The organism is Methylobacterium sp. B1 (assembly GCF_000333255.1).
GTDB classification, from domain to species: Bacteria; Pseudomonadota; Alphaproteobacteria; order Rhizobiales; family Beijerinckiaceae; genus Methylobacterium; species Methylobacterium fujisawaense.
The window spans coordinates 1-659 of record NZ_BACT01000366.1; the positions used below are offsets into that span (position 1 = coordinate 1).

The 659-nt window shown below is 73.4% G+C and carries 1 protein-coding gene; it reads right to left on the minus strand.

The genetic code is table 11. The annotated features are described in order from the left end of the window. Positions 1-659, minus strand: a 659-nt coding sequence (locus tag I53_RS35050) for a glycosyltransferase (protein WP_251982289.1), incomplete at both ends; no start/stop codon positions are given.

Consider the following 659-nt stretch of genomic DNA (forward strand, 5'->3'; position numbering starts at 1 on the left):
CGTCTTCATACAGGAGCCGGAGCAATGACGGTGCGGGCCATCCATCGGTTCGACGAAGGTGGCCGGCGCGTCCGGCGACCCCGCACTCGGCTGCACGGAGCCGGCAAAGGCGAATGCCGGAAGGATCAGGAGGGCCGACACGCGACGTCTCATCAGACCGCCCTCCCCGATCGGCAGCCACCCTCGGCTGCCGGAGCCCCACGACAGGGCGACACAGGAGGTTACCGGCGTTCGGAGATCGCGAATGCAGGGCCTCCGCCCGGTCGCGGCAGGCCCGGCGCGACAGGCCGGCGGCCTCCCGGATGGCCACCGCGAGATCCTGCGGATCGTCCGGACGGGCGAGGCGGCCGCAGGACGCGTCCAGGATGTCGGGCATGGCACCGCGGCGGAAGGCGGCCACGGGGGTGCCGCAGGCGAGCGCCTCCGCCACGACGAGGCCGAAGGGCTCCTCCCAGCGGGGCGAGACGATCGCGACCCGCGCCCGGCCGAGATGATGGGCCAGATCCCGGTGCGCGAGATGGCCGAGATGCGTCAGGTCCGGCCCCATGCGTGGGGCGATCTCGGCGGCCCAGTAGCCGGGATTGAGCTTCGGGCCGGCGAAGGTCAGCGGCAGCCCGGCGGCGCGGGCGGCGTCGATGGCGAGGTGCAGACCCTTCTCG